The sequence below is a fragment of the Serinibacter arcticus genome, assembly GCF_003121705.1.
Classification (GTDB): domain Bacteria; phylum Actinomycetota; class Actinomycetes; order Actinomycetales; family Beutenbergiaceae; genus Litorihabitans.
In genome coordinates, this window is record NZ_PYHR01000002.1 from 3,409,044 (window position 1) to 3,435,078 (window position 26,035).

Annotated in this window: 16 protein-coding genes and 1 tRNA gene; 7 read left to right on the top strand and 10 right to left on the bottom strand. The window is 72.7% G+C overall.

Translation table 11 applies throughout. From position 1 onward, the window contains the following. Positions 1-64 precede the first annotated feature (64 nt). The gene (locus C8046_RS15195) at positions 65-718 is read left to right on the top strand and encodes a DUF998 domain-containing protein (protein ID WP_109230167.1); all 654 of its coding nucleotides are present in this window, start codon (positions 65-67) and stop codon (positions 716-718) included. 166 nt (positions 719-884) lie between these two features. On the opposite strand, the gene C8046_RS15200 is transcribed toward C8046_RS15195, so the two are convergent. Continuing rightward, positions 885-1,868 (bottom strand): pirin family protein, encoded by a 984-nt coding sequence (locus C8046_RS15200; RefSeq protein WP_109230168.1) that lies wholly within the window; start codon positions 1,866-1,868, stop codon positions 885-887. A gap of 312 nt (positions 1,869-2,180) precedes the next feature. Here C8046_RS15200 and C8046_RS15205 point away from each other — a divergent pair, with 312 nt between their 5' ends. Then, on the top strand, positions 2,181-6,323 hold the full coding sequence (locus C8046_RS15205) for an IPT/TIG domain-containing protein (protein WP_109230169.1): 4,143 nt from the start codon (positions 2,181-2,183) through the stop codon (positions 6,321-6,323). Positions 6,324-6,349: 26 nt separating this feature from the next. Then, positions 6,350-11,770: a beta strand repeat-containing protein gene (locus C8046_RS15210; RefSeq protein ID WP_109230170.1), complete on the top strand. Its 5,421-nt coding sequence runs from the start codon at positions 6,350-6,352 to the stop codon at positions 11,768-11,770. An 83-nt stretch (positions 11,771-11,853) separates the two neighbouring features. On the opposite strand, the gene C8046_RS15215 is transcribed toward C8046_RS15210, so the two are convergent. From C8046_RS15215 to C8046_RS15250, 8 genes are all read right to left on the bottom strand, one after another. After that, positions 11,854-12,156 (bottom strand): GNAT family N-acetyltransferase, encoded by a 303-nt coding sequence (locus C8046_RS15215; protein WP_109230171.1) that lies wholly within the window; start codon positions 12,154-12,156, stop codon positions 11,854-11,856. A 32-nt stretch (positions 12,157-12,188) separates the two neighbouring features. Next, positions 12,189-13,127, bottom strand: a complete 939-nt coding sequence (locus C8046_RS20055) for a GNAT family N-acetyltransferase (protein ID WP_109230172.1) — start codon at positions 13,125-13,127, stop codon at positions 12,189-12,191. Between the two features lie 20 nt (positions 13,128-13,147). Continuing rightward, positions 13,148-14,530, bottom strand: a complete 1,383-nt coding sequence (gene mgtE, locus C8046_RS15225) for a magnesium transporter (RefSeq protein WP_109230976.1) — start codon at positions 14,528-14,530, stop codon at positions 13,148-13,150. A 171-nt stretch (positions 14,531-14,701) separates the two neighbouring features. Next, on the bottom strand, positions 14,702-15,535 hold the full coding sequence (locus tag C8046_RS15230) for an anti-sigma factor (protein ID WP_109230173.1): 834 nt from the start codon (positions 15,533-15,535) through the stop codon (positions 14,702-14,704). Then, complete coding sequence (sigK, locus tag C8046_RS15235; RefSeq protein ID WP_109230174.1) at positions 15,532-16,104, bottom strand: ECF RNA polymerase sigma factor SigK; 573 nt, start codon at positions 16,102-16,104, stop codon at positions 15,532-15,534. Before sigK ends, C8046_RS15230 begins: the two co-directional genes overlap by 4 nt. 202 nt (positions 16,105-16,306) lie before the next feature. Continuing rightward, positions 16,307-16,379, bottom strand: a tRNA-Lys gene (locus C8046_RS15240). Between the two features lie 215 nt (positions 16,380-16,594). Further along, the gene (locus C8046_RS18895) at positions 16,595-17,749 is read right to left on the bottom strand and encodes an ice-binding family protein (protein WP_199224498.1); all 1,155 of its coding nucleotides are present in this window, start codon (positions 17,747-17,749) and stop codon (positions 16,595-16,597) included. A 177-nt stretch (positions 17,750-17,926) separates the two neighbouring features. Continuing rightward, complete coding sequence (locus C8046_RS15250) at positions 17,927-19,165, bottom strand: MFS transporter (RefSeq protein ID WP_109230175.1); 1,239 nt, start codon at positions 19,163-19,165, stop codon at positions 17,927-17,929. A 21-nt stretch (positions 19,166-19,186) separates the two neighbouring features. On the opposite strand from C8046_RS15250, the gene C8046_RS15255 reads away from it, so the two are divergent. The 4 genes from C8046_RS15255 to C8046_RS15270 all read left to right on the top strand — a co-directional run bounded on the left by C8046_RS15255 (position 19,187) and on the right by C8046_RS15270 (position 25,401). Then, positions 19,187-19,792 (top strand): TetR/AcrR family transcriptional regulator, encoded by a 606-nt coding sequence (locus C8046_RS15255; RefSeq protein WP_109230176.1) that lies wholly within the window; start codon positions 19,187-19,189, stop codon positions 19,790-19,792. Positions 19,793-19,853: 61 nt separating this feature from the next. Further along, complete coding sequence (locus C8046_RS15260; protein WP_109230177.1) at positions 19,854-21,317, top strand: 3' terminal RNA ribose 2'-O-methyltransferase Hen1; 1,464 nt, start codon at positions 19,854-19,856, stop codon at positions 21,315-21,317. Next, complete coding sequence (locus tag C8046_RS15265; RefSeq protein WP_109230178.1) at positions 21,314-23,920, top strand: polynucleotide kinase-phosphatase; 2,607 nt, start codon at positions 21,314-21,316, stop codon at positions 23,918-23,920. The genes C8046_RS15260 and C8046_RS15265 overlap by 4 nt, the downstream gene beginning before the upstream one ends. Positions 23,921-23,982: 62 nt before the next feature. Then, positions 23,983-25,401, top strand: coding sequence for an AAA family ATPase (locus C8046_RS15270; RefSeq protein WP_109230179.1), 1,419 nt, complete (start codon positions 23,983-23,985; stop codon positions 25,399-25,401). Positions 25,402-25,430: 29 nt separating this feature from the next. On the opposite strand, the gene C8046_RS19825 is transcribed toward C8046_RS15270, so the two are convergent. Beyond that, positions 25,431-26,018, bottom strand: coding sequence for a hypothetical protein (locus tag C8046_RS19825; protein ID WP_109230180.1), 588 nt, complete (start codon positions 26,016-26,018; stop codon positions 25,431-25,433). Positions 26,019-26,035 lie beyond the last annotated feature (17 nt).

Genomic DNA, 26,035 nt, shown 5'->3' on the forward strand with positions numbered 1-26,035 from the left:
CGGCGTGCTTCCGCCGTCGCACCCCACCGCCCACGGCGCGTCCCGCCGTCGCTATGGTCGCCGGATGACCTCCAAGCGCGTCGGTGCCCTGCTCTGGATCCTCACGCTCGCGTACTGGCCGCTGCAGGTGCTCGTGGCCGGGCGCTGGCCCGAGCCGTACAGCTGGTCGGCGAACTACATCAGCGACCTGGGAGCCACGCTCTGCGGCACGGTCACCGACGACGGCCCGGCGCGCGCGGTCTGCTCGCCCGAGCACGAGTGGTGGAACATCGGGCTCGCGTTCGTCGGCGTGCTCACGGCGCTCGGCGCCGTCCTGCTGTCTCGCGGGCGCCGGACGGCCGAGCGGGTCGGCCTGCTGCTCGTGATGGCGGGCGGGCTGGCCGTCGTCGTGACCGCGGTCGTACCGTTCGACGTCGACACGGACGTCCACGACCTCGCCGCGCTCGCGCAGTTCGTGCTCCAGATCCTCGGCATGGTCGTGCTCGCGTTCACGCTCAGGACGCGCGGCCGGGTGGCTTTCGCCGTCGTGACTCTCGTGATGGTCCTCGTCGCGGGGGCAGGGTTCGCGGCCTTCCTGAGCGAGGGGCACCTCGGGTTCGGCGTCGGGATCGTCGAGCGGGTCGCGTTCGACACCCTGACGCTCTGGACGGTCGTCGCGGGGCTCTTCCTCGTCGGCGGCCGGGAGTCCGGCGTCCGCGTCCGCGGGTCGCGCCGGTAGGCGGTCGGTGGTCGTCCTCGCTCTCTGCGGACGGATCGATCCACACGGCGGGCCGCCATGCCCTGACCTGCGGTGATGCGCGACGGCGGATCGGCTCGCCCGATTCTGTCCGCAGAGAGCGAGGGCCAGGGGCCCGTTCGGCCGCACAGGGCCGCACCGGCATTCGTCAGCGATGGCGACGACGCGGGGTGAGTCGCACGTTCGGCAGCGGGGGAGCGGGGATGAGCTCCTCGCCGTGGCCGACCACGTGACCGAAGCGCTCCTCGCGGCGCTCGCGGTCGGACCAGTCGGCGCGCGCGGCGACGACCTCCTCGTGCGTGCGACCGACGAAGTTCCACCACATCAGCAGATCCTCGCGCAGCGGCTCGCCGCCGATGAGGAGGAGGCGGGTGGCGCCGTGCCGGCCGGTCGTGGGCGCCTGGAGCGCCTCGAGCCGGAGCGAGGTCCGCCCGGTGCCGAGGTACAGCAGCGGCCCCTCGCCGAGGTCCTCGCCGGCGACGCGAGCGGCGCCGTCGATGAGCTGGACCGCGTGCTCGAAGTCGGCGCGGAGCGGGATCTCGACGTCGGCCCCCGCGTCGAGCTCGATCTGGGCTCCGAGGATCGGCGAGTGGACGGTCGCGGGCGAGGCCCCGCCGTCGTGCTCCCCGAGGAACACCGTCACGCGGATGCCGGGTCGCTCGAGGACGGGCAGGTCGGCCACGTGCTCGAAGGCGCGAGGAACGCGCCGCGCCTCCTCCGGCAGCGCCACCCAGAGCTGCAGGCCGCGCGCGCCGACGTCGTCGACCATGAACTCGGAGTGGGCGACGCCGTCGCCGCTCGTCATGAGGTTGAGCTCGCCGGCGCGGAGCAGCTGCTCGGAGCCGAGCGAGTCGCGGTGGAGCATCTGCCCGGACAGCGGCCACGTCACGGTCTGGAGCCCGATGTGTGGGTGCGGCAGCACGTTCATCGGTGTCTCGCCGGGCACGAACGCGTCCAGGAAGCACCACGCCCCGACGGTGGACAGCGCGCGGTGCGGCAGCGTCCGGGAGACGACGGCGGAACGGACACCACCGAGCGGGACGTCGCGCGCCTCGTACCGCTCCAGCACGGGGGCGTTCGCGGCGTCGGCCGGGCAGGACTGCTCGGCGGGACGGGCCTCGAGATCGGTCATGGGGCCATCCTTCCCCCTCGGCGCTCGTCGCGCCCCGCTCCGTGCACGACCTCGGGCACGGCAGCGCGGTGCGCGAAGAAGATCGACGGGCACGAGGAGGTGTTCACGAATGTCAAAGAATGCACAACGGACTGCGAGAGCGGAGAAATTCGCCTCTTACCGGCATAAAGCACGGCCGAAAGATCCCGCAATTCTTAGGTAATGCGAAAAGTCAAAGGCGCCGCTAACGTTTCGCCCACGTGCGGTGCGGCCACGTGGCCACCGCCGGCTCGACCGAGCCGGCGCATGCGGAACTCCTCCCCAAGGTGCGACATGCGACTTCGATCTTCTGGGCGACACGCGGAGCGGCGATCCGCCCGGCGACGCCAGCTCCGTTCTCTCTCTGCGGCCGTCGTAACGACGGCCCTCGTCCTCGCCGGGGGCTCCTCGGCGATCGCCGGGCCCGCCGACTCCTCCCGAGCCTCGGCCCAGTTCCTCTCCGGCGGCATCCTGACCGGCATCGATCTCGACGACGTCGTCGGGCTCGGCGGTTCGGCCGCCGTGAACAACGGCCAGTCCTTCGATGTCGTCGACGCGGCTGACCTCGACCTCACCGCCCTGAACCTGCTCGGTGTCTCGCTGCCGGGAGGCCTCGACCTGCCTCTGGGTGACGTGCTCCAGCTGGGCGCCGTCAACCAGTACGCCGAGGCGTCTGACCTCGGGGTCTCGCGCGCCGCGTCCGGTGCCGTCAGCGACGACGGCGCCGTGTCGGTCAGCGGAGGCGACGGGTTCCCGGCGTCGGCCGGCCTGCGCCTGCAGCCGTTGCTCGGCCCGCTCAGCTCGACGATCGGCGACCTGCAGCTCGACCTCGAGGCCGTCACCGGCGTCGCCTCCCTCGACGCCTCCCAGGTCGGCGACCCGGCGGAGGAGTGCACCGACCTCTCCGACCCGACGCACTGCCTGGACTACTCGATCGCCGGCGGTGAGCTCCGGGTCGACCTGCCCGCCATCACCACTCTGACCGCGACGCTCACGGGTCCGGGCGGAGTCGCCTCGACCGTGGACGGCACGGTCGACGAGCTCGTCGGTCCGAACGGGTTGATCGCCGGCGCCCTCGTGACGCTGAACTCGGCGCTCGAGCCCCTGATCGGCAACGACGCGCTCACCGTGACGCTCGAGACCGACGTCACCGGCGCGCTGAACGCCGTCCTCGACACCCCGCTGACCGAGGACGGCAGCGCCGTCTCGATCAACCTGCGCACGGGCCGCATCACCGCCGACCTCGACGCGCTGCTCTCCTCGACGCCCGGCGTCGGGACGGGGCTGGCGAACCTCGACCCGAGCACCGAGATCCTCTCGGCACCCGTGCTCGCCGAGCTCGTCAGCCAGGTCACCGGGCTGCTGAACCAGGTCCCGGAGCTGGTGAACACCGCGCTGACCGAGACGCTTCAGGCTGCTGACCTCACCGTCGCCGCGAACGTCTGCCTCGCCGGGAGCGCACCGGACTGCACCACCCCCTTCGTCGACCTGGGCACTGGCATCAACGTCAACGTCTCCGGGACCGTGCAGCAGCTCATCGACCGCGACCCGGAGGCCACGGCCACCATCACCGTCAAGGCTCTCGGCCTCCCGATCACGATCTCCGCGGACGCCCTGCTCTCGACCCTCCTCGCCCCGATCACCACCGCCCTGTTCGACCCGACCACCGGCGTCATCGCCACCGTCACCGGCAGCACCTCGGCGCTGACCGGCGCCGTCACCGGCGTGATCGGTGGTCTCGCCACCCCGCTGCAGGCGATCAACGGCATCGTCTCGATCCTCGGCAACGTGCAGCAGCACTCCGGCGGCGTCCACCGCGAGACCGCCCTGTCGGTGACGCTGCTGGGTGGCATCGCGGGCGGCGTCGTGGTCAACCTCGGCCAGGCGCAGGTCGGGGAGAACGTCGTGGTCACCGTGCCCACGGCCGACGCGCTCAGCCCCACGTCCGGACCTGCCGCCGGCGGCCAGACCGTCACCGTGACGGGGTCCGGCTTCGTCGCGGGACAGACCAGCGTCACCATCGGTGGCATCACGGTCCCGGCGGACTCCGTCGCCGTGACCAGCGCGACGTCGCTCACGTTCACCACCCCCGCCCACGCTGCCGGCCCCGTCGACGTCACCGTCACGAGCCTGGGCGGCACGACCGCGCCGCTGGGCTACACCTACGTCGCGGCCCCGACCGCCGCGAGCATCGCCCCGGCCTTCGGCCCGGTGGCCGGTGGTCAGACCGTGACGATCAACGGCAGCGGATTCGTCGTCGGAGCCACGACCGTCACGATCGACGGACTCACGGTCCCGGCGACGGTGAACAGCCCGGTGCAGCTCACCTTCGTCACCCCGGCGCACGCCGCCGGGCCGGTCCAGGTCACAGCCACCACCCCGGGCGGGACCAGCGGGGCCCTGACGTACACCTACCTCGACACCCCGGTGGCGTCGTCGCTCACGCCCGATGCCGGACCGATCGCCGGCGGCCAGAGCGTCACGATCACCGGTGACGGTTTCGTCGCGGGTCTGACGTGGGTGAACGTCGACGGCGTCCAGCTCCCGCTCAGCTCAGTGTCGGTGACGAGCTCGACGTCCCTGACCTTCACGACCCCGGCGCACGCCGTCGGACCGGTGCCGGTCACCGTCACGACGCTCGGCGGCACGTCCGCGCCGCTGACCTACACCTACGTGGACCAGCCCGTCACGTTCTTCCTGACCCCGCCGTCCGGACCGGAGGCCGGTGGCAACAACGTGCTGGTCATCGGTGACCGGTTCGTGCCCGGCGCCACGACCGTGGCGATCGACGGGGCGCCGGTCCCGGGGACGGTCATCGTCCTCAACCCGACGATCCTCCTCTACACCGCCCCGGCGCACGCCCCCGGCCCGGTGGCCGTGACGGTCACGACGGCGGGCGGGACCTCGGCTCCTCTCGTTTACACCTACCTCCCGGCACCCTCGATCGCCGGGCTCGACCCGACGTCGGGCCCGGTCGCCGGTGGCACCTCGGTCACGGTGACGGGCGAGGACTTCACACCCGACGCGTTCGTCGCGGTCGACGGCGTTCCCGTCGACGCCGCGGATGTCACGGTCGTCTCGGAGACCGAGCTGACCTACGTCAGCCCGGCGCACCCCGCCGGTGCTGTGGACGTGACGGTAACGACGCCGGGTGGTACGTCCGCCCCGTTGACGTTCACCTACCTGGACGCGCCGACGCTGAGCACGCTCGACCCCGACTCCGGCCCCGTCGCGGGTGGGACGACGGTGACGGTGTCCGGTGCCGGATTCGTGGCGGGCGCGTTCGTCACGGTCGACGGCGTTCCCGTCGACGCCGCGGATGTCACGGTCGTCTCGGAGACCGAGCTGACCTACGTCAGCCCGGCGCACCCCGCCGGTGCCGTGGATGTGACGGTAACGACGCCGGGTGGTACGTCCGCCCCGTTGACGTTCACCTACCTGGACGCGCCGACGCTGAGCACGCTCGACCCCGACTCCGGCCCCGTCGCGGGTGGGACGACGGTGACGGTGTCCGGTGCCGGATTCGTGGCGGGCACGGTCGTGACGGTGGACGGCACCGACGTGCCGGCCGCGGATGTCACGGTCGTCTCGGAGACCGAGTTGACCTACGTCAGCCCGGCACACCCCGCCGGTGCCGTGGATGTGACAGTGACGACGCCGGGTGGTACGTCCGCCCCGTTGACGTTCACCTACCTCGACGCCCCGACGGCGGCCTCGCTCACCCCCGAGCAGGGTCCGGTCGAGGGCGGTACCACGGTCACCGTGACGGGGACCGACTTCGTGCCGGGGGCGGTCGTGACGGTGGACGGCACCGAGGTGCCGGCCGCCGACGTCGCGGTCGTCTCGGAGTCCGAGCTGACCTACGTCAGCCCGGCGCACCCCGCCGGTGCGGTGGACGTGACGGTCACGACGCCGGGCGGCACGTCCGCCCCGCTGACGTTCACCTACCTCGACGCCCCGACGGCGGCCTCGCTCACCCCCGAGCAGGGTCCGGTCGAGGGCGGCACCACGGTCACCGTGACGGGGACCGACTTCGTGCCGGGCGCGGTCGTGACGGTGGACGGCATCGAGGTGCCGGCCGCGGATGTCACGGTCGTCTCGGAGACCGAGCTGACCTACGTCAGCCCGGCGCACCCCGCCGGTGCGGTGGACGTGACGGTCACGACGCCGGGCGGCACGTCCGCCCCGCTGACGTTCACCTACCTCGACGCGCCGACGGCGGGTTCGCTCACCCCGGACTCCGGTCCGATCGCGGGTGGCAACCTCGTCGTCGTGACGGGCACCGGCTTCACGCCGGGCACCGTCGTCACGGTCGACGGTCTGCCGGCCTCGGTCACGGTGGAGTCCGCCACCCAGCTCACCTACCTCGCTCCGGCGCACCCCGCCGGTCCGGTGGACGTCGTGGTGACGACGGCCGGGGCACCTCCGCCCCGCTGACGTACACCTACCTGGACGCTCCGACGTTGGAGAGCCTCTCCCCGACCTCTGGTCCGGTCGCGGGCGGCACGACCGTCACGGTGACCGGTACCGACCTGGTCGCCGGTTCGGTGGTCACGGTCGACGGCATCGCGGTTCCCGCCGCGGACGTCACGGTTGTCTCGGACACCGAGCTGACCTACGTCAGCCCGGCGCACCCCGCTGGGGCCGTGGACGTGACGGTGACGACGCCGGGCGGCACGTCCGGCCCGCTCACGTTCACCTACCTGGACTTCCCGACCGTGACCGACCTGATCCCGACGTCGGGTCCGGTCGCGGGCGGGACCGGGGTCACAGTGACGGGCACCGGCTTCGTGCCGGGCGCCGTCGTCACCATCGACGGCGTGGCAGTCGCTCCGATCGCCGTCACCGTCCTCTCCTCGACGCAGCTCGTGTTCAGCACACCGCCGCACGCTGCCGGTCCGGTCGCGGTCACGGTCATCACTCCGGGAGGCACGAGCAACCCGGGAACCTTCACCTATCTCGACATCCCGACGGCGACCTCGCTGGACCCGACGGCCGGTCCGGTCGCGGGTGGGACGCCGGTCACGGTGACGGGCACGAACCTCGCTCCGGGGTCGGTCGTCTCGGTCGACGGTGTCGACGTGGAGACCGAGGTCGGTGAGGACGGGACGACCGTCTCGTTCGTCACGCCGGAGCACGCGGCTGGTCCGGTCGATGTGGTGGTGACGACCCCGGGCGGTGTCACCGCGCCGCTGACGTTCACCTACGTGGACGTGCCGACGGCGATCTCGCTGGACCCGACGGCCGGTCCGGTCGCCGGGGGCACGGAGGTCACGCTGACCGGTACCAACCTGGTGCCGGGGTCGGTCGTCTCGGTCGACGGTGTGGACGTGCCGACGGTCGTCGGTGAGGACGGGACCACGGTCTCGTTCGTCACCCCGGAGCACGAGGCCGGTCCGGTGGACGTCGTGGTGACGACCCCGGGCGGGGTCACCGAGCCGCTGACGTTCACCTACGTCGACGTGCCGACGGCGACCTCGCTGGACCCGACGGCCGGTCCGGTCGCGGGTGGGACGCCGGTCACGGTGACGGGCACGAACTTCGTGCCGGGGTCGGTCGTCTCGATCGACGGCGTCGACGTGGAGACCGAGGTGGGTGAGGACGGGACGACCGTCTCGTTCGTCACGCCGGAACACGCCGCTGGTCCGGTCGAGGTTGTCGTGACGACCCCGGGCGGGGTCACGGCGCCGCTGACGTTCACCTATGTGGATGTCCCGACGGCGATCTCGCTGGACCCGACGGCCGGTCCGATCGCGGGTGGAACGCCGGTGACGGTGACGGGCACGAACTTCGTGCCGGGTTCGGTCGTCAGCATTGACGGTGTCGATGTCGAGACGACGGTGGGTGAGGACGGGACCACGGTCTCGTTCGTCACGCCGGAGCACGACGCCGGTCCCGTGGATGTCGTGGTGACGACGCCGGGAGGGGTCACCGCCCCGCTGACGTTCACCTACGTGGATGTCCCGACGGCGATCTCGCTGGACCCGACGGCCGGTCCGGTCGCCGGGAACACCGAGGTCACGGTCACGGGCACGAACTTCGTCCCGGGTTCGGTCGTGAGCATCGACGGTGTCGATGTCGAGACGACGGTGGGTGAGGACGGGACCACGGTCTCGTTCGTCACCCCTGTGCACGAGGCCGGTCCGGTGGATGTCGTGGTGACGACGCCGGGCGGGGTCACCGAGCCGCTGACGTTCACCTACGTGGACGTGCCGACGGCGATCTCGCTGGACCCGACGGCCGGTCCGGTCGCGGGTGGGACGCCGGTCACGGTCACGGGCACGAACTTCGTGCCCGGTTCGGTCGTCTCGATCGACGGTGAATCTGTGGAGACGACGGTGGGTGAGGACGGGACCACCGTCTCCTTCGTCACGCCGGAGCACGAGGCTGGTCCCGTGGATGTCGTGGTGACGACGCCGGGAGGGGTCACCGCCCCGCTGACGTTCACCTACGTGGACGTACCGACGGCGATCTCGCTGGACCCGACGGCCGGTCCGGTCGCCGGTGGCACGCCGGTCACGGTGACGGGCACGAACTTCGTGCCGGGGTCGGTCGTCTCGATCGACGGTGTCGACGTGGAGACCGAGGTCGGTGAGGACGAAACGACCGTCTCCTTCGTCACCCCGCCGCACGCCGCTGGTCCGGTCGAGGTCGTGGTGACGACCCCGGGCGGGGTCACCGCGCCGCTGACGTTCACCTACGTGGACGTCCCGACGGCAACCTCTCTCGTTCCGGACGCCGGGCCCGTGGCCGGCGGGAACATCGTGCGGATCAACGGATCCGTCCTCGAGGCTGGCACGGTGCAGGTCGGGGGCGAGACGGCGGTCGTCGTCGCACGAGCTGTCGACGGCACCTGGATCGACTTCGTCGCACCCGCCCAGGAGGCTGGACCGCAGCCGGTCACGGTCACGACCGCGGGCGGCGTCACCGCACCGCTCACCTACACCTACGTGGACGTGCCGACGGCGATCTCGCTGGACCCGACGGCCGGTCCGGTCGCCGGTGGCACCGAGGTCACGGTGACGGGCACGAACTTCGTGCCCGGCTCGGTCGTGAGCATCGACGGTGTTCCGGTCGAGACCGAGGTGGGTGAGGGCGGGACCACGGTCTCGTTCGTCACCCCGCCGCACGAGGCTGGTCCGGTGGACGTCGTGGTGACGACGCCGGGCGGCGAAACGGAGCCGCTGACGTTCACCTACGTGGACGTGCCGACGGCGATCTCGCTGGACCCGACGGCCGGTCCGGTCGCCGGTGGCACCGAGGTCACGGTGACGGGCACGAACTTCGTGCCCGGCTCGGTCGTGAGCATCGACGGTGTTCCGGTCGAGACCGAGGTGGGTGAGGGCGGGACCACGGTCTCGTTCGTCACACCGCCGCACGAGGCTGGTCCGGTGGACGTCGTGGTGACGACGCCGGGCGGCGAAACGGAGCCGCTGACGTTCACCTACGTGGACGTGCCGACGGCGACCTCGCTGGACCCGACGGCCGGTCCGGTCGCCGGTGGAACGCCGGTCACGGTCACGGGCACGAACTTCGTGCCTGGCTCGGTCGTGAGCATCGATGGTGTTGGGGTCGAGACCGAGCTGGGTGAGGACGGGACGACCGTCTCGTTCGTCACCCCGCCGCACGAGGCTGGTCCGGTGGGCGTCGTGGTGACGACGCCGGGTGGAGTCACCTCGCCGTTGACGTTCACCTATGTCAACGTCCCGACGGCGATCTCGTTGGACCCGACGGCCGGCCCTGTTGCGGGTGGGACGCCGGTGACGGTGACCGGTACCAACCTGGTGCCGGGTTCGGTCGTGAGCATCGACGGTGTGGACGTGCCGACGGTGATCGGTGAGGACGGGACCACGGCCTCGTTCGTCACACCGCCGCACGAGGCTGGTCCGGTCGACGTCGTCGTGACGACGCCGGGTGGGGTCACCGCGCCGCTGACGTTCACCTACGTGGACGTGCCGACGGCGATCTCGTTGGACCCGACGGCCGGTCCGGTCGCGGGTGGGACGCCGGTCACGGTGACGGGCACGAACTTCGTGCCTGGCTCGGTCGTCTCGATCGACGGCGTCCCGGTGGACACCGAGCTGGGTGAGGGTGGGACCACGGTCTCGTTTGTCACTCCGGCGCACGCAGCTGGTCCGGTGGACGTTGTCGTCACTACTCCGGGTGGGGTCACCGCGCCGCTGACGTTCACCTATGTCGACGTCCCGACGGCGATCTCGTTGGACCCGACGGCCGGTCCGGTCGCGGGTGGGACGCCGGTGACGGTGACGGGCACGAACTTCGTGCCCGGCTCGGTCGTGAGCATCGACGGTGTTTCGGTCGAGACCGAGGTGGGTGAGGACGGGACCACGGTCTCGTTCGTCACCCCTGAGCACGAGGTTGGTCCGGTGGACGTCGTCGTGACGACCCCGGGTGGGACGACGGCACCGCTGACGTTCACCTACGTCGACGTCCCGACGGCGACCTCGCTGGACCCGACGGCCGGTCCGGTCGCGGGTGGGACGCCGGTGACGGTGACGGGCACGAACTTCGTGCCCGGCTCGGTCGTGAGCATCGACGGTGTTTCGGTCGAGACCGAGGTGGGTGAGGACGGGACCACGGTCTCGTTCGTCACCCCGCCGCACGAGGCTGGTCCGGTGGACGTCGTCGTGACGACGCCGGGTGGGGTCACTACGCCGTTGACGTTCACCTACGTCGACGTCCCGACGACCGGAAGCCTCGCGCCCGAGGTCGGTCCGGTCGCCGGTGGCACCGAGGTCACGGTGAGGGGTGCGAACTTCACGGCTGATTCGGTCGTGACGATCGACGAGTCCGAGGTCACGCCGACCGTGGTCGACGGGGAGGGCACGTCGCTGACGTTCCTGACTCCGCCTCATGCGGCCGGTCCGGTGCCGGTCTCGGTCACGACCCCGGGTGGTTCGACCGAGCCGCTCACCTTCACCTACGTAGAGGGCCCGGTCGTTCCCACGGCCGCCTCGCTGACCCCGGCGTTCGGTCCGGTCGTCGGCGGTACGGAGGTGACCGTCGCGGGTTCGGACTTCGGCGAGGGTTCGGTCGTCGTCATCGACGGTCTCGAGGTCGAGCCGACGGCGGTGAACGAGGAGGGCACGTCTCTCACGTTCCTCACCCCGGCTCACGAGGCCGGGCACGTTCCGGTCACCGTGACCACGGCGAGCGGCACGTCAGCTCCGCTGACCTACACCTACGTGAACCTCGAGGTCGTCGTCGACGGTCCCGGTGTTCCCGGCGGAACGGTCCCGGTCACGGGCGAGTGCTGGCCCCCCGGAGCGACGGTGACGGTCCAGCTGCAGACCCCGGCCGGCGTGAACGTCGGTGCACCCGTCACGGTCGTGACGGATGAGGACTGCACCTTCGAGGTGGACCTTCCCATCGGCGGGACCACCCCCGCCGGCGGATACCAGGTCGTCGTGACCGACGAGCTGGGCAACAGCACCGTCGTCCCCGTCCAGGTGGTGAACCCGGCACTGACGATCGACCGGGCTCGCCAGTCGAGGAGTGCGGGCGAGTCCAACACCGTTCGAGGGAGCGCGTGGGAGCCGGGCGTCGGCGTCGTGCTGATGACCTACTCGACCCCGCGGTCGCTCGGCACCGTGATCCCGCTCGCGGACGGGACCTTCGCGGTCACGTTCGACACGAGGGGCTACGAGATCGGGACCCACACGGTCCAGGCCACGCAGACCCGGAGCAACGGGCAGGTCGTCGTCAGGCAGGTCACGTTCGAGATCACCGCGGCGACGCGGAGCGGTGGAGGCCTCGCCACCACGGGCGCCGGAGTCCTGCCGGTCGCCATCGGTGCGCTGGTCCTGATCTCCGCAGGTGCCGGTCTGATGGTCCGACGCCGCCAGCAGGGAGGCCGCGTCTGATCGCGCTGACGCGGTAGCAGCGCCGCCCCGCGTCACCCCTCACGGGGTGGCGCGGGGCGGCGTCGTTCCCGGCCGAGGGCCCGTCAGGCCTGGAAGCCCTCGGGCACCTCGGTGAGGGCGGCGTCGTGCTGGTGGTTCTTGGTGAGCCAGTGCACGACGTACGGGCAGGTCGCGGCGAACGCGCCGCCGCGCTGGGCGACGTCGGCGATCGCCCCGTCCACCAGGACACCGGCCAGGCCGCGGCCCTCGAAGTCGTCCTGGATGACCGTGTGGGTGAAGATCGTGACGCCGCCCGAGACCTCGTAGGCGGCGATGCCGGCGAAGGCGTCGTCGACACGGATCTCGTAGCGGCTGCGCTCGGAGCGGTGGGTGACGTCGGTGCTCATGCCCCAGTGTGGCCCGCGGAGCGGCCGGGCGGCTAGCGCGCCACGAGCTCGACCTCGAAGCCGTCGGCGTCCAGGAGGTAGGCGGCGTACACGCCGCCCTCGTAGGCGGCGCCCCCGCCGTCGGGATGACGGTCGGGGTGGAGGTGGCTCCAACCGGCGGCCGTCGCGAGGCGCACGACGGCGTCGAGCTCGCCCCGCGTGGCCACGTGCAGGGCGAGGTGGTTGAGACCGGGACGGTGCCGGTCGTGCCCGCCCGCGAGCATCGCCGGCGACTGCTCGAGCACGATGTACGTCGGCCCCAGCCGCCACGAGACGCCGTCGGGCCACTCCTGGAAGGGCCGGTAGCCCAGCGCCCCGAGCAGGGTGCCCCACGCCGTGCGTGCCCGCGCGAGGTCCGGCACCCACAGCTCGACGTGGTGCGGCGTCCCGGTCGGGGCGAGCGGCGCCGTCGTTCTCCCGGACTCCCAGTCCGGACGGAGCAGCGCGTAGGCAACGGAGTCGAGCAGTTCGCCGTCCGCCGTCGGCCACGCCTGGCGGTAGGTGGCCTCGTGGACGAAGCCGGCGGCGTCGAACGCGCGGCGCATCCCCGCGTTGTCGGAACGCGTGGCGCCCTCGAGGCGGTGCACGGCCGGGTATCGCGTGAACGTCCAGGTGGCCAGGGCGGCCAGCGCGGCACGGCCGTACCCGTGGCCGCGGTGGTCGGCGGCGAGCCGGAGGTCGAACAGGGGTGCGTCGTCGGTGAGGTCCTCGAGCACCGCCAGGCCGATCCGGCCGTGCTCGGGGTGGGTGATCCACAGGGGCTCGTGGTCGTCGTCGACGTAGACCTCGGACGCCCGACGGCGGGCCTGCGCCTCGGTCAGCGCCGAGCCGACGTGGAAGGGCCACGTGTGGGCCCGCAGGAACGCGACGACGGCGTCCGCCTCGTCGGGGAGGACGAGGGGCTCGAGGGCGATCGGGACGGCGGCGGGCACCCGGGGAGCCTAGCGAGCCTCTACAGGCCGGCGAGCTCGGGCAGGAGGAGCTTCGCCGTCGTGAAGTAGATGATCAGGCCCGTGCCGTCCACGATCGTGGAGATCATCGGGCCGGACACGACGGCGGGGTCGACCCGCAGCTTCTTCAGCAGCAGCGGGATCACCGAGGCGATGAGGCTGGACCACAGCACGATCGCGACCAGCGCGACCGAGACCGTGACCATCACCGGACCCCCGACGCCGAGGGTCCAGGCCCGCAGCAGCCCGGCGGCCGCCATCGCCGCCGCCACGAGCGCGCCCGTCGCCATCTCCTTGCGGAGCACGCGGCCGACGTCGCGCAGCCGGACGTTGTCGGTCGACATCGCCCGGATCAGGGTGGTCGTGATCTGGGTGCCCGTGTTGCCGCCGGTGCCGATGAGCAGCGGGATGAAGAACGCCAGCACGACGACGGCCTCGAGCTCGTCCTCGAACGCCTGCATGACGGTGCCGGTGTAGGCGGCCGCGACGAACAGCACGAGGAGCCAGATGATGCGCTTGCGCCAGAGCAGGAAGGGGGAGGCGCGGAGGTAGGGGATCTCGAGCGGCTGCGAGCCGCCCTGGAGCTCGGCGTCCTCCGTGGCCTCCTCCTGGGCGATGTCGTTCGCGTCGTCGGAGGTGAGGACGCCGAGGAGGCGCCCGTCGTCGTCGACCACGGGGATGGCCAGGAGCCGGTGGGCGACGACGACGCGCGCCGCCTCCTCCTGGTCGGTGAGCGGTCCGACGGTGATGACGTCGGACTCGACGAGGTGGGCGACGGGGGTGTCGGCATCGGCCAGCACGAGCTCGCGGAAGGAGACGACGCCGTGCAGCCGGCGCTCGTCGTCGACCGAGAAGACGTACGCGCCGATGTGGGCGTCCTGGCGCATCTTGGCGCTGTGCTCGCGAACCTGGCGGATCGCCTCGGCGGCCGTGACGGTCCCGCCGACCGTGAGGACCTCGGGGACCATGTGTGCGGCGGCGGACTCGTCGGGCCAGGTCAGGAGCCCCCGAAGGACGGCCGCGTGCTCGGCCGGGATCGCGGCGACGAGCGGCTCGCGCTCGGCCGGGGTGAGCTCGCGGAGGATCTCCGCGGCGCGGTCGGACTCCAGCGCATCCAGGACGGCGGCGGCGCGCGGGGTGGGAATGACGCGGAGGGCGTCGACGACGACGTGGAGGTCGAGCGTGTCCATCACGTCGGCCGCGACGGCCACCGGCATCAGCTCGCCGAGGCGGACCACCTCGGCGGGGGTGAGATCGGTGAGCTGGTCCGAGCGCAGGCGCGGGTCGTCGACGACGTCGAGCCACAGATCGATCGCCTTGGGGTTGCCGATGGCGATCGCCTGGTGCAGGTCGAGCGTCTGGCTGCCGATGGTCGATGGGCTCATGGGTGTCCCTCCCCGGTGGTGCGCGGTGGCCGGCGCGGTCGGGGCGAGGAGGTCCGGTGCGGACGACACCCGGCGCGGGCCGCCACCCATCCTCCCCGACGACGCAGCGCGGCGCGACGCCCGGGTGGACGTCGCGCCGCGCGCGGGAGGGACGGTGGGGTGTGGGAGTCGTCAGCTCGCCGCGAGGACGAGAACCGGGTCCGTGGTCGGTGCGGTCGAGCCGCCGTCGGGCTCGATGCTCACCGCGAGCACCTCGACCGGGATGTCGGCCGAGACGGTTGTCGTGACGCGACCGTCGTGGACGGTGAGGACACCGGCGGAGACCATCACATCGCCGTCGGCCCGCCACAGCTGGTAGTCGCGATCGTCGCCGGGATCGGGCAGGTCGCTCGCCGTGAAGACCGCCTCGCCGCCCGTGAGGACGGCGGCGGCACGGCCACCGCCGGCGACCTCGCCCTGGACGAGCGTGGCGCCGGGCTCGCGGAGCGCGGTCTCGAGCGCCGACACCTGCTGCTCGGCCTGCGAGGCCCGCTGGTCGTTCTGGACCGCGAGCGTCGAGGGGACGGCGATCGCTCCGGCCACGACGGCGGCCAGCGCGAACCGCTGCCAGCGGGCGGCACCGTAGCGGCGAGGCGTCGGGGCCGCGGCCGTCACCGGGAAGATGACCGGCTCGGTCGATGCCGCCGTCGTCGCGGCGGCGTGCCTGGCCGTCGCGCGCGTCTCCGTGGGGGAGGCCAGGGGAGGCTCCGAGGCCTCCGCCTCGCTGGCGATCAGCGCGAGCACGTCGCCGCGGAGCGCGGGCGGGGGAGCGGCGGCGACGGAGCCGGCCAGCAGGGCGGTCGTCTCCAGGAGGCCACGGGCCTCCGCGGCGAGCTCCGGGTCGGTCTCGATGGCCCTCTCGACGAGGGCACGCTCGCGGTCGTCGACGGCGTCGAGCGCCCAGGCGGCGAGCAGCTCGTGCGGGTCCTCGGGCTCCGGGCCCGGTCCGTTTGTGAGGATGGTCATCGTGCCCCCAAGCACAGGCGAAGGCGGGTGAGGCCGTCGCGGATACGACTCTTGATCGTGGGAAGGGCGGCACCGAGACGCTCGGCGACCTCGCGGTAGGAGAGTCCGTCCCAGTACGCCAGGGTCACGGACTCGCGCTGGGTGTCGGTCAGACCGCCCAGGCAGTGGGCGACACGCTCGGCGTCCGCACGGCGGAGAACCTCGTCACTCACCTCGTCCACCTCCCGTACATAGCTGCGGACGGCATCCTGCTCGTCCCGTGTTCGTTGTGCCTGCACCGACCTCACGCGGTCCACCGCACGGCGGTGGGCCATCGTGGCCAGCCAAGCCTTGGCGCTGCCGCGGTCTGCGTCGAAGGAGGCGGCGGTGCGCCAGGCTTCGAGCATGACGTCCTGCATCGCCTCGGACGCGAGATCCGGGTCACGAAGGACCCGCAGACACGTCCCGTAGACCAGCGGACCGATCGCGTCGTAGACCTGGGCGAAGGCCGACTGGTCGCCGTCGGCGCTCGCGCGAAGGAGCGACGCGAGTCGTTCGACGTCGTCGTGGACCGGTGCAGGGGTACTCATCGAGTACGAGTCTGCCCCACAAAGCCCGCTCCTTCCTCTGTTTGCTCCTGGTGTCATGGGTGGTTCGGAGCCGAACGCAGGTCGGATGGGTGAGCGCGGTCACCTTGTCAAGGGTGGTGATGCGGGTGCGGGAGGGTGCCGGCGGGCCGCTGCGCGCGGCGGCGGGCGGCTCCGCGCGCGGCGGCGGGCGGCCCTGCGTCGGTAGGCCCCGTGGGACTCGAACCCACAACCCACGGATTAAAAGTCCGCTGCTCTGCCAGTTGAGCTAGAGGCCCTCGTGCTTCTGCGGCTGCTGGCCCGAGGGCGTCTCGAACCCAGGGCGCAGGTGCGGGTCAAGGTTACGGGAAGCGCCTCAGCACTCTCCGTCGGAGCCCTCGGGGACGGCGGACGGCGCGGGGCGTCGCGACCCGACGGTGGTCGACTTCGATGTCGGTTGAGTGCGGGTGTGCCGGCGCCGTCCGATGGTCACCCGGACGACGCCGGCCTTGTCCTAGGAGTTCAGGCCGTCCACGCGGCGTCGCCACAGGACTGTGAACGTCCCGACCACGACGAGAGCGGCAGCGCCGGCACCCATGGCGAGGAGCGTGTTCCCGGCGCCGGTGTCAGCAAGCGTTCCCTGCCGCGCGCCTGCCGCGGCGACGTCCCTGCGCGGACCCGTCGGCGATTGCGAGACGGAGCTCGACGGCGATGGGGTCGCGGGAGGGGACGTGGTGTCGGACGGGGGGCCTGACGGCGGTGAGGTCGTCGGGGGCGAGCTTTCGTCGGACGGCGGCCCGGACGGCGGCGGAGACGTGCCGTCCGTCGGGGGCGGTGCGGGCTCCTCGCTGGGCGGCGGGGTCGGCCCGTCGGTGGGACCGTCCGTCGGTCCGTCGGTCGGCGGGTCCGTCGGCTCCTCGTCGTCGCACGACGCATCGGTGAACGTCGTCGCGTCGAGCGTGACCGCCCCGTTCCTCGCGAGGGCTCGACCCTGGATCGTGGTGCCGGTGGTCGTGGAGATCGAGGTCAGCGCCATCATCGTGCCGACGAATGTCGTGGCCGACCCGAGAGTCGCCGAGCTGCCGATCTGCCAGAACACGTTGCACGCCTGCGCGCCGTCGATCAGCGCCACCGTGCTGCTGGAGCCGGTCGTGAGGGCCGAGCCGATCTGGAAGATGAAGACCGCGTCGGGGTCGCCGCCGGCATCCAGGGTGAGCGTGCCGGTGATCGCCGTCGAGCTCGCAGCCGTGTAGACGCCGGGGGCCAGGGTCTGCCCACCGATGTCGGCCGAGATGTCGGCGTCCGAGGCCTGCCCGGCAGCGTTGTCGTACGCCGTCACGAGATCGAGCTGGGCCTGCAGGGCCACGGCGTCGGCCACGTGGACGGCACCTACCACGATCCCCGGCGGGAAGCCGGTGACGCTGGACCCGGGACTCACTCCGGCGCCGCCGACCAGCAGGCTCGGACCGGTGTTGGTGATGGTCGAGCCGGCCAGGACGGAGTAAGGATCGGCCGTACCGAGACCGACGCTCGTGCCGATGGCCTGGGCCGGGCTCGCGCCGAGAGGGACGCCGATGGAGGTGAGGACGAGCGCAGCAGCAGCGCCTGTCGTTCGAAGAAGAAGGGACCGCATGGGCGGCCGGGTGGTGCGGACAGGCGTGCTTCGCATGGAAGCTCCTTAGATCCCCGTATCGCGGGGCCAATCACACAATGTGAATATGCTGATGCTAACGAGAAGCGGCTGTAAATAATAGGAAAACATTAAGCCCTCTTGTGCGATCCATAGGTCGTTCACAGGCCGATGGGCAGCGTATGAGATCGCGGGAAGCGCCCCCGGTGTGACGAGCTAGGCGTCCAGCGAGGTGCCGGCGTCGATCGGGCCACGGACGGGCGCGATTGCCGCGGACAGCAGGAGAAGGGCTGCTGCTCCCCAGAAGGCGATCCGCACGTCCACGTGCGCGACGGCGGCTCCGGTCAGGGCGGCGCCCAGCGCCTGCCCCGCCGTGAGGGCCGTGAAGAGCACGGCGGTGGTGGGTCCGGCGGCCTCGGGTCGTCGCTCGCTCGCCCAGGCGATCAGCACGCCGCTCAGCGCGGTGTAGGCGCCGCCGAAGACGGCGGCCGCCACGGCCACCACGACCACCTCTCCCGGCAGGAGCGCCAGCGCAGCGGTCGCGGCGGCGGTGGCGAGCGCCGTCAGCGACCACGAGCGTCGCAGCCCCAGGAGGCGGACGGCGTCCCCGCTCACGGCGCCGAGTACCGCCGCCGCGCCGAGGCCGACCCACAGCGCCGCCGTCGTGCGGCTGTCGAGGCCACCCGTGGTGGTGACGAGATCGCGTCCGAAGGTCCAGACCGCCGCGCTGCCGACGCCGGCGACGAGCGCCGCGAGCACCGGGCGACGCAGCAGGATCACCGTGGTGCGGGAGGGTGAGGTTCGGGCCGAGGGACCGGCCCCGGAGGGCCTTGCTGGCGACGCCGGCGACGCTGGCGACGTCGGCCGCTCGGGCCAGCGGGCTCGCCGATCCACCACCGCGGCCGTGGCCAAGGCCCCGACGGCGGCCACGACCCAGACGGGCCGCCACATCGTCGGCGCCGCCAGGACGGCGACCCCCACCACCGCCACGCCGACGCCCGTCCCGGCGTTCACCACCGCCTGTGCCCGGCCGATGCGCGACGACGACACCGAGCTCTCCACCGCCACCACCAGCGCCGGTGACGCAGCCCCCGCGGCGCTGCCCGCCACCAGAACTCCGAGGGCGAGCGTCGGCGTCGACCAGGACGCTGCGACCAGCAGTGCCCCCGCGGCGGCCAGCGTGGCGGCGAGCCACAGCACCACCCTCGCCCCGCGGCGGGGGACGAGGCGCTGGGCGGCGATCGCGGCGACGCAGTAGGCCGCGAAGCTGCCCGACGCCACGAGTCCCGCCGTGCCCGCGGAGAGGGAGTACTCGGCGGCGAGCTCGGGCAGCTGGAGCCCGTAGCCGTACCGGACGACACCGTAGGTCACCGCGACGAGGCCGGTCCCGCCGAGGGCGACGCCGGTCGCGGATCGTGAGGGCGTCGGGGCGGTATGTAACGAACGTTTCACCATAGTGATCGTTACACTAGCGGCATGTCAGCCACCCCCGCGAGACTCTCCGCCCGCGATCGACTGCTGGACGCCGCCGAGGCGCTGTTCTACGAGCAGGGCATCGCGGCGACCGGGGTCGACGCGATCCTTCGTCGCGCGGAGGTCGCCCCGGCCACGCTGTACGCCCACTTCGCCGGCAAGGACGGCCTCGTGGCTGCCTACCTCGAGCGGCGTCTGGACCGGTGGCGGGGGACGTGGGACGAGGCCCTGGGCCGCGCCGGGGACGACGCCGACGCGCGCGCCGTCGCGGTGTTCGACGCGCTCGCGGAGTTCCGCCCCGGGGTCGGCCCCCGCCGGGGCTGCGCCTTTCTCGCGGCGTCGGTCGAGGTCACGAGGCCGGAACACCCGGCCCACGCGTGGCTCGTGGCCGACACCCGGCTGCTGCACGAGCGACTCCTGGCGCTCGCCGCCGACACGGGGACTAGTGACCCGGCGGCGCTGGCCGCCGAGCTGCTCGCGCTCTACGACGGTGTGCTGGCGGCCCGGGCCCGCGACTCGCTCCTTCGCGAGGCGCCCGAGTCGGCGCCCGAGCCTGCGCGAGCTGCGCGCGACCTCGCGCTTGCCGCCGTGGAGCGCCACCGCGGCTGATCGGGCCCCGGCTCGAGGATCCCGACCTGCCCGCCCCGACCTCCCGTGAGAGCATCCCCAGATGCTCGTGACTCTCACCGCGACGGCGCGCCCGAACGGTCCCCTCACCGACGCTCGCGACCTCGGCCACCTGCTCCACAAGCACCCCGACCGCGCGCAGCGCTTCGAGCTGCCTGTCGGCGTCGCCCACGTCTTCTACCCGGAGGCGACGGCGGAACGCACCACGGTCGCCCTGCTGCTCGAGGTCGACCCCGTCGGCATCGTGCGGAACAAGCGGTTCGGCACGTCGGGCGACTTCAGCCTCGCGCAGTACGTCAACGACCGGCCGTATGCGGCGTCGTCGCTGCTCGCCGTCGCCCTCGGGAAGGTCTTCTCCACCGCGACGGCGGGACGGAGCGGGTCCCTGCCCGAGCTGGCCGAGAGCGCGCTCCCGCTCACGGTGCACGTGCCGTCGCTGCCGTGCCGCGGCGGGACCGAGCTCGCCGAGTCGATGTTCGCGCCGCTCGGCTGGAAGGTCGGCGCGACGCCCGTCCCGCTCGACCCCGAGGTGCCCGCGTGGGGCGACTCGCGCTACGTCGACCTCACTCTCACCGGCGAGGTCCGGCTCGCCGACGCGCTGCGTCACCTCTACGTCCTGCTGCCCGTGCTCGACGGCGCGAAGCACTACTGGGTCGGCACCGACGAGATCGACAAGCTGCTGCGCAACGGTGAGGGCTGGCTCGCCGCCCACCCGCACCGCGAGGAGATCCTGCGCCGCTACCTCGCCCACCAGCGCCGGTACGTCGAGGACGCGACGGCCCGGCTGCTGGCGACCGAGGAGCCGGACGACGACGGCGAGGACGACGCGGTCGCCGTCGCCCTCACCCCCGAGGGAGCCGACGGCGACGCGGCCGCGCCCCCACCGTCGCTCGCCGCCCTGCGCTCCACGGCCGTCGTGGCGGCGCTCCGCTCGGAGCGCGTGGGCTCGGTCGTCGACCTCGGCTGCGGGGAGGGCGCGCTGCTGCGGCACCTCCAGGCCGAGAGGTCCTTCACCCGGATCCTCGGCACCGACGTCTCCGTCCGCGCGCTCGAGCGGGCCGCCGAGCGGCTGGACCTGCGCGGACGCAGCGACGCCGAGCGCGACCGCCTGACCCTGCTGCAGTCCTCGCTCACCTACCGCGACGACCGGCTGCAGGGCTTCGACGCCGCCGTGCTGATGGAGGTGATCGAGCACCTCGACCTCGACCGGCTGCCCGCTCTTGAGGACACGGTGTTCGCGCACGCCCGCCCCCGGGTCGTCGTCGTCACCACCCCGAACGCCGAGTACAACGCGACCTACCCCCACCTCCACACCGGCCCCGACGGAAGACCGATGCGCCACACCGACCACCGGTTCGAGTGGACCCGCGCGGAGCTGGCGGCCTGGGCCGACGGCGTCGCCGGGCGCCACGGCTACACCGTGAGCCACGCCGGGATCGGCCCCGCGGATCCCGTGCTCGGCGCCCCCACGCAGCTCGCCCTGTTCGTGGCGGGGGCGGACGCGTGACCGCGCTGCGGGTCCAGGACCCGAGCCTCGTCGTGCTCGTCGGGATCTCCGGCTCGGGGAAGTCGACCTTCGCGGCGACGCACTTCGGGCCGTACGAGACCGTCTCCTCCGACCACTGCCGCGGCCTGGTCTCCAACGACCCGAACGACCAGAGCGTGACCAGGGAGGCCTTCGCGCTCCTGAACGAGATCGTCGGGGCGCGCCTGCGTCGCAACCTGCTCACCGTCGTCGACGCCACCAACGTGCAGCCGCACGCCCGCAGCGAGCTGATCGCGCTCGCGCGCGCGCACGACGTGCTGCCGGTCGCGATCGTGATCGACGTCGGTGAGAGCGTCGCGAAGGAGCGCAATGCGGGGCGGGCCGACCGCGACCTCGGCCCGAGCGTCATCCCGCGGCAGCAGGCGCAGCTGCGCAAGAGCCTGCGCGGCCTGCAGCGCGAGGGCTTCCGCACGGTGCACCACCTGCGGTCGGCCGAGGAGGTCGCCGGGGTGACGATCGAGCGGGTGCCGCTGCTGACCGACCGGCGATCGGAGACGGGGCCGTTCGACGCGATCGGCGACGTCCACGGCTGCCTCGACGAGCTGGTCACGCTGCTGGACCGGCTCGGGTACGCGGTGGTGCGCGACGACGCCGGGCGCGCCGTCGACGCCGTCCACCCGCAGGGGCGCCGGGCGGTCTTCCTCGGCGACCTGGTCGACCGCGGGCCCGACTCACCGGGCGTCATGCGCCTGGCGATGGGCATGGTGCGCGCCGGGCACGCCCTGGCCGTCCCCGGCAACCACGAGGACAAACTCGTGCGCGCGCTCGCAGGCCGGAAGGTCACCGTCAGCCACGGTCTCGAGACGACTCTGGCCCAGCTGGCGGAGGAGGACGAGGCGTTCCGGCGCGACGTCGAGGAGTTCGCGCGCGGGCTCGTGTCCCACGCCGTGCTCGACGGCGGCGCGCTCGTCGTCGCGCACGCGGGGCTCAGGGAGAGCTACCACAACCGCGCCTCCGGGAGGGTCCGGGCGTTCGCGCTGTACGGCGACACGACGGGGGAGTCGGACGAGTACGGGCTACCGGTGCGCTACCCGTGGGCCGAGGACTACCGGGGCTCCGCCGTCGTGCTCTACGGACACACGCCGACGCCGAGCGCGGAGTGGGTGAACAACACGATGTGCCTCGACACGGGCTGCGTTTTCGGCGGGTCGCTGAGTGCGCTGCGCTACCCCGAGCGCGAGGTCGTCTCGGTGCCGGCGGCGCGGGTGTACTACGAGCCGGCGCGGCCGTTCCCGACGGCGGAGGAGACGGTGGGCGGGGAGCGCGCAGTGGGTGCGGACGCGGTGCGCGCGCCGGACGTGCTCGACCTCGCCGACGTGATGGGTACCCGCGTCGTGGACACGGCGCTGCTCGGGCGCGTCTCCGTGCCGGAGGAGAACGCCGCCGGCGCGCTCGAGGTGATGAGCCGGTTCGCCGTCGCGCCGCGCTCGCTGCCCTACCTCCCACCGACGATGAGCCCGGTCGCGACGTCGACCCTGCCCGGGTACCTCGAGCACCCCGAGGGCGCGTTCGCAGCCTACGCGCGCGACGACGTCGGGCAGGTGGTGTGCGAGGAGAAGCACATGGGCTCGCGGGCCGTCGTGCTCGTGTGCCGCGAGGACGGCGGGACCCGGTTCGGGCTCGAGGACGGGAGCGCGGGCATCGCGTACACGCGCACGGGCCGCCGGCTGCTGGCCCCCGCGCTGGAGGCCGAGCTGCTCGGGCGGCTGCGCGACGCCGTGACCGCCGCCGGGCTGTGGGACCGGTTCGACGGCGCGCAGTGGCTGCTCCTGGACACCGAGATCGTGCCGTGGTCGCTCAAGACCGAGCCGCTCATCCGCGAGCAGTACGCCAGTGTCGGCGCGGCGGCGTCCGCGGTGATGCCGGCCGCCGTCGCCGCGCTGGAGGCGGCGCAGGCGCGCGGGGTCGAGGTCGGGGAGCTGCGGGAGCGCGTCGTCGAGCGGGCCGGGAACGCCGAACGGTTCCGCGACGCCTACCGGCACTACCGCTGGGACGTCGACGGGCTGGACGGCGTGCAGCTCGCGCCGTTCCAGGTGCTGGCGAGCGGTCGCGCCGAGGTCGGACCCGACGGCGACGGCGCGACCTACGAGACGCAGCCCCACTCGTGGCACCTCGACGTCGCGGACGCGCTGGTCGCCGTCGACCCGGTGCTGGTGCGACCGACGCGGAGGCTCGTGGTTGACCTCGCGGACGAGGCGTCGTGGGAGGCCGCCACGGCGTGGTGGGAGGAGCTGACGGCAGGTGGCGGCGAGGGGATGGTCGTGAAGCCGCTGGCCAACCTGGTGGTCCAGGATCGCGGTGGGAGACCGGTGCAGCCCGGGCTCAAGGTGCGCGGGCGCGAGTACCTGCGGATCATCTACGGGCCCGACTACACGAGCGAGGCGAACCTGACGCGGCTGCGGGAGCGGCACCTCGGGCGCAAGCGGTCGCTCGCCCAGCGCGAGTACGCCCTGGGGCTCGAGGCGCTCGCGCGGCTGGTGCGCGGAGAGCCGACGTGGCGCGTGCACCAGCCGGTGTTCGCGGTGCTGGCGCTGGAGTCCGAGCCGCTGGATCCGCGGCTGTAGCGCGGTGCGGAGGGAAAGGCGGGACCCGGGCGCGCGACGCCGTCGTGCGCAAGACTGGAGCGATGAGCGACGACGCCCGTCCCGAGTCTCCTGCCCTGCCTCTCTCCGCCGAGCAGCTGGCTTTGCTGCTCACCTCCTTCCAGAAGGTGGCCGATGCGGCTCAGGCCCAGTCGCAGGAGCAGGACTTCGTCGGCGAACGTGTGATGTCGAGGGTGGTCGAGCACCTCGGTGTCGACCCGCGGGGGCTCCCCGTCGTCACCGAGATCATTCCTCCGCTCCGCGCGGTCGACGCCGACGTCGCCCTGGCGCACGTGATCGAGGAGCACGGTGGCGGTGTGCTGGTCGGGCTCTCGGGCGGCGAGCAGCGCTGGCACATGTCGCTGGTGGAGATGTTCCAGAACAACAGGTGGAACCCGTTCTCGATCGGCGCCGTCGACTACCGCAAGGAGACGACCGGACCGGACTCCGAGCGCGACGTGGTCGCCCTGGGTCTGCACCTGTTCCACGTCGACGGCGTCCCGGTCGCCGTGATGCAGCGCGGCGTCAATCCGCAGTACGGCGCCGAGGCCAAGCTCGAGGTGGTGAGCCCCGATCCAGGGACGACGCGCGTGCTGCTCGAGCACGTCCGGGACGCCATGGACCGGTTCTGGGTGCTGCGAGGCCAGGTCGTGCAGTTCTCGTCGTCACCGTTCGAGCAGGGGTCGGGCGGGGTGACGTTCCTCCCGCGTCCGGCGGTGCCCGCCGACTCGATCGTGCTGCCGGACGGGCTGCTGGACCGGGTGCGGCGGCACGTCATCGGGATCGGTGAGCGCGCGGAGGAGCTGCGCGGTCTGGGTCAGCACCTCAAGCGCGGCGTGCTGCTGTACGGGCCGCCCGGCACGGGCAAGACGCTGACGGTGCGGCACCTGATCGGGGAGTCGACGGCGACCGTGATCATCCTGACCGGGCCGGCGCTCGCGGCCGTCGGCCTCGCGGCCAGGACGGCGCGCGCGCTCGCGCCCGCGATCGTCGTGCTCGAGGACTGCGACCTCGTGGCGGAGGAGCGGAACCCCCAGACCAGCTCGCCGCTCCTGTTCGAGGTGCTGGACTCTCTGGACGGGCTCGACGCCGATGCGGACGTCACGTTCCTCCTGACCACGAACCGGGCCGACGTGCTCGAGCCTGCGCTCGCCCAGCGTCCGGGCCGGGTGGACCTCGCCGTCGAGATCCCGCTGCCCGACGAGCCTGCCCGCCGCGCGCTGCTCGACGTCTACGCGCGGCGTCTGCCGCTGAGCGCCGCGGTGCTCGACGAGGTGGCGCGGGAGGCGTCGGGGACGACGGCGTCGTTCGCCAAGGAGCTCGTGCGTCGCGCCGTGCTCGACGCGGCCGAGGCCGGTCGGGACGTGAACGACGACGACCTGCGATCGGCGCTCGCGGAGATGACGTCGGAGGCGGCGAGCATCGGACGGTCGATCCTCGGTGGGGCGGACGAGGGGCGGTAGGGCTCGGGCGTGATCGCGGGGCGTGCGGGTCAGGTCACGACGGCGAGCGTCGCGAGGATCTCCTCGGCCGCCGTCTCGTCCAGGCCGGCGACGTACGTGAAGAACGTCTCGCCGCCGGGCAGCTCCGCGAAGTAGACGGTGTAGAGCTCGCCGTAGCACTCGTTGGTGCACTGCTCGTAGTCGACGGTGAACCGGTGGACGGAGGCGAACTGCGCACCGAGGTCGACCAGCTCGGCGTCGTCGGGGAGCTGCGCCGTCGAGGCCCAGGCGGGGAATCGGCCGTTGAGCGCCGAGTCGTCGGGGCAGCCGTCCTGGGACACGCCGAAGGTGATCCGGGTGCTGTCGTCGTCGGCGCCGCTCGGCATCAGCCGTCCGCCGAGCTCGTAGCTCGCGGTCCAGCAGCCAGGGACCGCGGTGGCGTCCTCGGCGGGGTCGTCCGGGTCGGGGGTCGAGAGGTCGTCGGGAGCCTCGACGGTGAACGCCAGCGGCCCGAGGTCCACGGTCACCTCCAGGGGCTCGCTCCTCGGGTCCAGCGGGGCGGGAGAGGCGTCGCAGCCGGCGAGGGCGATGCCCGCGACGAGGGCGAGGGCGGCGACGGCGTGGGTCCGCGGGGGCATGACGTGAGGGTAGGCGG